The sequence below is a fragment of the Stenotrophomonas sp. GD03877 genome (assembly GCF_029840555.1).
Lineage (GTDB): Bacteria > Pseudomonadota > Gammaproteobacteria > Xanthomonadales > Xanthomonadaceae > Stenotrophomonas > Stenotrophomonas geniculata.
Genome location: NZ_JAOCCT010000028.1, coordinates 63821 through 70871, shown reverse-complemented (window position 1 = coordinate 70871; position 7051 = coordinate 63821). Strand labels below are relative to the sequence as shown.

Genomic DNA, 7051 nt, shown 5'->3' with positions numbered 1-7051 from the left:
ACATCCGCCATCCTTATGGGGTCTCCATGGGGTGCGCGCGTGACTTTGTCCGTCGACTCAACACCGACCTTCGCTCGACGCCTCAAACAAGCCCGCCTGCACACGGGTTTGTCGCAGAAGGAGTTGGGCATCCGGGCCGGTCTGGATCCTCACGTGGCCAGCCCCCGAATCAACCAGTACGAGCGTGGCAAGCACGAGCCCATGCTGGAGATTGCTGAGTGGTTGGCCCAAGCGTTGGGGATCCCCGCCGCCTTCCTTTACACCGACGATGATCTGCTGGCCAAGTTGCTCCTGCGCTGGGGCTCGCTAAGCAAGCAGCAGAAGCGCGAGTTGGTGAAGCTGATCGAGGCCACGCCCGAGAAGTAAACCGAACAAGCGCTCGCCCTATGGGCAACTCTTCGCCTCAACCCGCCCTTTGGGCGCTTCTGGAGGGAGCTGCAGTGTCCGCGGCTAGTGCGACTGACAAGTCGCGACATCTCAGGCTTACTTGAGATTTTGTTCACGACCGATACACACGCGCCTTGTCTAAAGTGATATACCATGTCGCCCGTGTCAGCCTCCTCACTTCTACTGCGACTGTTCCTGATCGCCATGCTCGTGCTTAACGGCGCGTGGTCGGCGTTTGCGTCCGTCAGTATGAACCCGGTCATGGAAGAGCAGGCCAGCGAAGTGGCTGCCGCGGTGCAAGTCGACGAAGACTGCTTCGCCCATCACAGTGCTGAGCATCATCCCGATGCCACATCGATTGAAAAGGCTGGCACTGGGCATGGCGACCATGCCGGTCCCGACTGTTGCAAGTCTTCTGCGTGCCGGTGCGCCTGCGTACACGCTTGCGCGAGCGCACTTCCTGCGCGCCTGCATGTTTCGGTGCAACTGGCCTTGGGCCTGGATGTCATGCCGCTGCCCCTAGGGCATGCGGCACCTGCCTTGCCTCATCTGATCCGACCACCGATCGGCTAAGCGTCCCTAGGCGCCGCAATGGCGCCGTTGGTGTGGCTTGCATGCCTGTTTAGGCCAGCCGCCCGCTCTGTACCACCGCCCGCCGGTGGCAACACGACGCTTGGAGCATTTTCATGTCGCATGATGATTTTCGTGGTCCACGCGGTGGACCGCTGCTGCCTTCGCGGCGGCGATTTGTCCAAGGCTTGGCCTTGGGAGGCGCAGTCGCAGGATTAGGTTTCTGGCCCAAAGCCAGTTGGGCGCTCAAGGGGCCGGGACAACCCAACGTACTATCGGGCACTGAGTTTGACCTGACCATTGGCGAGACGCCGATGAACTTCACCGGCAAGACCCGCACCGCGATCACGGTCAACGGGTCCGTTCCGGCGCCGTTGCTGCGGTGGCGGGAAGGCACCACGGTCAACTTGCGCGTCTCTAATGCATTGCCCGCTAACTCCATCCATGGCGCGGACACCTCCATCCATTGGCACGGCATCATTTTGCCGGCCAACATGGACGGCGTGCCGGGTCTGAGCTTTGACGGTATCGGACGTGGTGAGACCTACCACTACCGGTTCACCCTGCATCAGGGCGGAACCTACTGGTACCACAGCCACTCAGGGTTCCAGGAACAAGCCGGGCTCTATGGCCCGATCGTCATCGACCCATTGGAGCCGGAGCCCTTCAGTTTCGATCGCGACTACGTCGTGATGCTGAGCGATTGGACAGACCTGGACCCGACGGCCCTGTTCGATCGTTTGAAGAAGATGCCGGGCCATGACAATTACTACAAGCGCACGGTCGGCGATTTTGCGCGCGATGTGAAGCGCAACGGCCTGTCGGCCACGTTGGAAGATCGCAAGATGTGGGGCGTGATGCGGATGACGCCCACGGACCTGTCCGACGTCAACGCCAACACCTACACCTACCTGATGAACGGCACGACCTCACTGGGCAACTGGACCGGTTTGTTCCGCAGTGGCGAGAAGGTGCGCCTGCGTTTCATCAATGGCTCTGCCATGACGTACTTCGATGTGCGTATTCCGGGGCTGAAGATGACCGTGGTGGCGGCAGATGGCTTGTATGTCCATCCGGTTTCCGTCGACGAGTTCCGCATCGCGGTAGCAGAAACCTTCGATGTGATCGTGGAGCCCTCCGGGCAGGACGCATTCACCATCTTTGCCCAAGACTCCGGTCGCACCGGCTACATCAGCGGCACGCTCGCTGTGCGCGAAGGATTACGCGCGCCCGTTCCGTCTGTGGATCCCCGGCCGCTGCTGACGATGGCAGACATGGGCATGGATCATGGGTCGATGGATATGTCTGGCGGCAGCAAGGGCATGGAAGGCGGCTGTGGTGCGGCCATGGGCATGCCTGGCATGACCCCACCTGTCAGCGGTAACGCGACCTCGGCCCATGCAGGCCATGCGATGCCCGCCGCCGGCGATGGTGCCATGGCAGGCATGCAGCACGGGGGCATGCAATCACACCCTGCTAGCGAGACCAACAATCCCCTGTTGGACAACCAAGCCATGAGTGTGAGTTCGCGCTTGGATGATCCGGGCAATGGCCTGCGCGATAACGGCCGTCATGTGCTGACGTATTCCATGCTCAAGAGCACCTTTGAAGACCCTGACGGACGCGACCCCGGTCGCGAGATCGAGCTGCATCTGACCGGACACATGGAGAAATTCTCCTGGGGCTTCAACGGTCAGAAGTTTTCCGATGTCGAGCCGCTGCGGCTGAACTACGGCGAGCGTATGCGCATCGTATTGGTTAACGACACGATGATGACCCATCCCATCCATTTGCACGGCATGTGGAGTGACGTGGAGGACGACAACGGCAACTTCATGGTGCGCAAGCACACGGTGGATATGCCGCCAGGTAGCCGACGCACGTATCGCGTGCGTGCCGATGCGTTGGGCAGCTGGGCGTTCCATTGCCACCTGCTTTATCACATGGAAGCCGGAATGATGCGCACGGTGAGGGTCGACGAATGAACATCAATAGACGCGATACCACCCTGACTGCGCTGACGGCTATCTCGCTGGCCCTGGCCAATGCGGCCAGCGCCCAATCTATGCAGCACGGCTCCATGCAGATGGAGCAGGGCGCGCAGACCCAGACTCAGGATCACTCTGCACATCAGGCACCGACATCAAAACCTGCGCCAGCCCAAAAGCCTGCAACACCGGCCAAGACGAGCGAAGCGACGATCGATCATGCGGCGATGGGCCACGCCGAGCCGCAGGCTAACGCAGCCGAGCCTGCCATGCAGGGCATGGACCATTCGCAGATGGGGCACGGCTCGCCCGCGAGCACACCTGCGGCGCCCACAGCGCAGGCGCAGTCGATGCAGGGCATGGATCACAGTCAGATGGCACAGCCCGCTGCAGCCGACACCTCCGGCACGGCCACGCCTGCGATGCAGGGGATGGACCATTCGCAGATGGGCCATGATTCGCCCGCGCCCGCTACACCAGAAGCGGGAATGCAATCGATGGAGGGCATGGACCACAGTCAGATGGGACACGGGCCTGCAGCGCCAACGCAGCCGCGCACCCCGATTCCCGCGGTGACGGACGCGGATCGCAAGGCGGCCATCGCGCCGGAACACGCGCATCCGGTGCATGACAACTCGATCAAGAGCTACGTGCTGCTCAATCGCCTGGAAACCTGGGATGCCGATCCGGGCACCGGGCTGGGCTGGGAGGGCCAGGGCTGGATCGGTACGGACCTCAATCGCGTCTGGCTCCGCAGTGAAGGCGAACGCACGGATGGTCAGACCGAGTCGGCTGATCTGGAAGTGCTTTACGGCCGCAGTATCTCCACGTGGTGGGATGTGGTGGCCGGTGTGCGTCATGACTTCAAGCCTGGGGCATCGCAGAACTTCGCCGCTATCGGTGTACAGGGCTTGGCGCCGATGAAGTTCGAAGTGTCCGCCACAGCCTATCTCGGCGAAGGGGGCCAGACTGCCGCCAATGTCGAGGCCGAGTACGAATTGCTGCTAACCAACCGGCTGATCTTGCAGCCGCTGGTGGAAGTCACCGCCTATGGCAAGAACGATCCATTGCGCGGGATAGGTTCGGGTCTGAGTGCCGCTGAGGCGGGGCTACGACTTCGCTATGAGTTCACCCGAAAGTTCGCTCCCTACATCGGCGTGGTGTACGAGCGCGCGTTTGGCAATACCGCAGACATGCGACGCGAGCATGGCGAGTCCTTTGAAGACACGCGCTTGGTCATCGGCCTTCGTACCTGGTTCTAAGGGGAACTGACAATGAAATCCAACAAAAAGATGTGGGTATGGCTCGGTGCCGGCGTGGCATTGGTTGCGGTGGTCGCAACCGCCACGCTCTCTCTGGGCGTGTACAACGTGGCCGCCGACGATCCGCATAGTCGCCCGGTGTATGCGCTACTTGAAACGGCGCGCGAGCGTTCCATTGAGGTGCGCGCCGCCAAGCTTCAGCTACCCACGAACCTTGATGATCCTGAGCGTATCCGCCAGGGTGCGGGCAACTACAACGCCATGTGCGTGACCTGCCATCTTTCACCAGACGCGGCGGCCACCGAGATGAGCAAGGGCCTGTACCCCGCGCCACCGAACCTAAGCAAACAGCCGGTCGCTCCAGCTGAGGCGTTCTGGGTGATCAAGCACGGCATCAAGGCCAGCGGCATGCCCGCTTGGGGCGGCAGCATGGACGATGAGTTCATATGGAACATGTCGGCCTTCCTGCAGAAGTTGCCCACGCTGGACGCGACTGCGTACAAGGAACTTGTCGACAGCAGCGAGGGCCATTCGCATGGCGGCGGCGAGACGCAAGGCCACCATGACGACGAAAAGGCCGAGGATCACCCTGCCTTATTCGAGCCGGGCAACAACTCCATGCCGCATGCGCACCCGCCGGGCGTGGACGACGATCACCACGGCCCGACACCCAGCGACACGGAAGTCGGGTTGGTGAGCCACGGCCATCCCGACGGCAAGGTGGAGTCGCACCCTGCACCACACACGCCCGTGGCCGATGACGGCCATGCGCACCCCCATTGATCTTCTTGGAGCCCACGCAATGAACGCAACAGCAATCTCGTTCACCCTCGCACTGGCACTGGCCGTCGTGTCCCCCGCAATGGCGCAGGCGACACAGCCGCACGCACATCACCCCGCTGCCGCGGCATCTGCGGACGTCGACGTCCCAGTCACTGCAGAGGCCGCGGTCGCCGTAGCGGAGCGTTTCAACAGGGCCCTGTCTAGCGGCGATCTGGCCACGGTCGAAGCCCTGCTCGCTGCCGACGTTCTCATCCTCGAGTCCGGGGGCGCCGAACGCAGCCGCGAGGAATACATGGGCCATCACGCAGTCAGCGATGCGGCGTTCCTCAAGGGCGCCCATCGCCAGCTGCTCCGTCAGCGCGCACGAGCCGCTGGCGAGTTCGCGTGGGTCGGAACCGAAAGCGAGTTGCATGCCCAGAAGGACGGCCAGCCACTGACCGTCCAGAGCGACGAGACGATGGTGCTGAAGGAGACCGCGGACGGCTGGCGGATCGTCCACATCCACTGGTCCTCGCGGACCAAGCGCTGAGTCGAGAGATTGAAATGACTACGCTCACATTGCACCGTCTGACTTTTGTGGTCCTTGCCGTGGCTGGTCTGGGTGCTTGCACCCAGGATGCTTCATCCGCGCAACCCACAACCTCGCCCTCCGCACAGGTTGTCGTCCAATCAGCCGACGCGACTCCAGCAGCCCTGCCACGCATGACCGTCCACAAGACCCCGACCTGCGGGTGCTGCGGTGTCTGGATCGACCACGTGCAGAAGGCGGGATTCACCGTGGATGTGCACGACATGGATGACCTGGGTCTGGTCAAGGAGCGGTTGGGTGTCCCCTATGCAAAGGGCTCCTGCCACACGGCCGAGATCGGCGGATACGTCATCGAAGGCCACGTTCCGGCCGCGGACATCAAGCGTCTCCTCGAAGAAAAGCCGAACGCACGCGGCCTGGTCCTCCCAGGGATGCCGCTTGGTTCTCCGGGCATGGAGGTCCCGGAGGGACGCCAGCAGCCGTTCACGGTCGAGCTGATACATCGCGACGGAACCACTGAACCGTTCGCACAGCACTGATCCGTCGCAGCAACAGGGGACGGTGTTGCGGGCGCGCCGATTCTCGCCCGCGAGGAAGAAGGAGAACTACATGACTCACCATTCCGCAGCACACCGGCCCCAGGCCATGAACGAGTGCATCGACAACTGCACGCAATGCCATGCGATCTGCCTGGAGACCATCAACTACTGCCTGACCAAAGGAGGTGTTCACGCGGCCCCGGAGCACATCGCCCTGTTGGCGACGTGTGCCGATACCTGCGCAACCAGTGCCGACGCGATGCTGCGCGGTGCCAGCGTTCACGACGTGGTTTGCGGTGCCTGCGCGGAGATCTGCCGCCAGTGCGCCGATGCATGCGACGCCATGAACGACCCTGAGATGACGCGCTGCGCCGAAGTTTGTCGCCGCTGCGCGGAAAGCTGCAGCGCCATGGCAGCGTAATGCGTCGAGGATCCCGCCTGAGCCGGTGGGATCCTCGTCTCGCGAAAGCGGAAGTATCAAGAAAATCCGACAAATCGTGGTTTCAGTGACAGTCCGACATCTAACGCTTGTCGCATCGAACACAGCGCGGCCCCTCCCGAACGGGCTTTGCATCACATTCCAATGAGGATTTATCCATATGAAGTCGTCCAACGTCATTCGCTCCTTCGCGCTCGTCCTCGCAATCGCGGCCGGGCAGTTTTCGCTGCAGGTCGCGCACGCCCACGCCGCGCTGCAGCAGTCCACACCGGCGGCAAATGCGGTGGTGGCCTCGCCAGGCCAGATCGATCTCGTGTTCAACGAGACATTGATTCCGCGGGCGTCGCGTCTCAAGTTGCTCATGAAGCACGGCAGTTCCACCATGCCGATCGAGAATTTCACGACCGAGATCGTCAACAACGGCAAGACCCTGCGTGCCAAGTTGCCTGGACCGCTGGCTCCGGGCGTCTATACCGTGGAATACCGCGCCGTCGGTGGTGACAACCACCCCATGCCGGGCAGCTTCAGCTTCACGGTGCGCTGAGGAGTCGCGA

General features: G+C 62.3%; 9 protein-coding genes. All 9 read left to right on the top strand.

Features of this window, described 5'->3' with window-relative positions; genetic code table 11:
* Window positions 1–15 precede the first annotated feature (15 nt).
* The 9 genes from N5D20_RS18555 (at window position 16) to copC (ending at window position 7041) form a co-directional block, all read left to right on the top strand.
* Complete coding sequence (locus N5D20_RS18555) at window positions 16–366, top strand: helix-turn-helix transcriptional regulator (RefSeq protein ID WP_049432857.1); 351 nt, start codon at window positions 16–18, stop codon at window positions 364–366.
* Window positions 367–540: 174 nt separating this feature from the next.
* On the top strand, window positions 541–960 hold the full coding sequence (copL, locus tag N5D20_RS18550) for a transcriptional regulator CopL (RefSeq protein ID WP_012480218.1): 420 nt from the start codon (window positions 541–543) through the stop codon (window positions 958–960).
* Window positions 961–1073: 113 nt separating this feature from the next.
* Window positions 1074–2942 (top strand): copper resistance system multicopper oxidase, encoded by a 1869-nt coding sequence (locus N5D20_RS18545; protein ID WP_012480217.1) that lies wholly within the window; start codon window positions 1074–1076, stop codon window positions 2940–2942.
* Window positions 2939–4207, top strand: coding sequence for a copper-binding protein CopB (locus N5D20_RS18540; protein ID WP_005413421.1), 1269 nt, complete (start codon window positions 2939–2941; stop codon window positions 4205–4207). The genes N5D20_RS18545 and N5D20_RS18540 overlap by 4 nt, the downstream gene beginning before the upstream one ends.
* Window positions 4208–4219: 12 nt before the next feature.
* Window positions 4220–4990, top strand: coding sequence for a cytochrome c (locus N5D20_RS18535; RefSeq protein WP_005413420.1), 771 nt, complete (start codon window positions 4220–4222; stop codon window positions 4988–4990).
* The gene (locus N5D20_RS18530) at window positions 4974–5519 is read left to right on the top strand and encodes a nuclear transport factor 2 family protein (RefSeq protein WP_223224792.1); all 546 of its coding nucleotides are present in this window, start codon (window positions 4974–4976) and stop codon (window positions 5517–5519) included. The genes N5D20_RS18535 and N5D20_RS18530 overlap by 17 nt, the downstream gene beginning before the upstream one ends.
* Before the next feature lie 173 nt (window positions 5520–5692).
* Entirely contained in the window at window positions 5693–6058 is a 366-nt protein-coding gene (locus tag N5D20_RS18525) for a DUF411 domain-containing protein (RefSeq protein WP_019184727.1), read from the top strand.
* Between the two features lie 70 nt (window positions 6059–6128).
* Window positions 6129–6479: a four-helix bundle copper-binding protein gene (locus tag N5D20_RS18520; protein WP_012480213.1), complete on the top strand. Its 351-nt coding sequence runs from the start codon at window positions 6129–6131 to the stop codon at window positions 6477–6479.
* A gap of 178 nt (window positions 6480–6657) precedes the next feature.
* A complete protein-coding gene (copC, locus tag N5D20_RS18515) occupies window positions 6658–7041 on the top strand; it encodes a copper homeostasis periplasmic binding protein CopC (RefSeq protein ID WP_005413416.1) in 384 nt (127 codons plus the stop codon).
* Window positions 7042–7051: the final 10 nt, after the last annotated feature.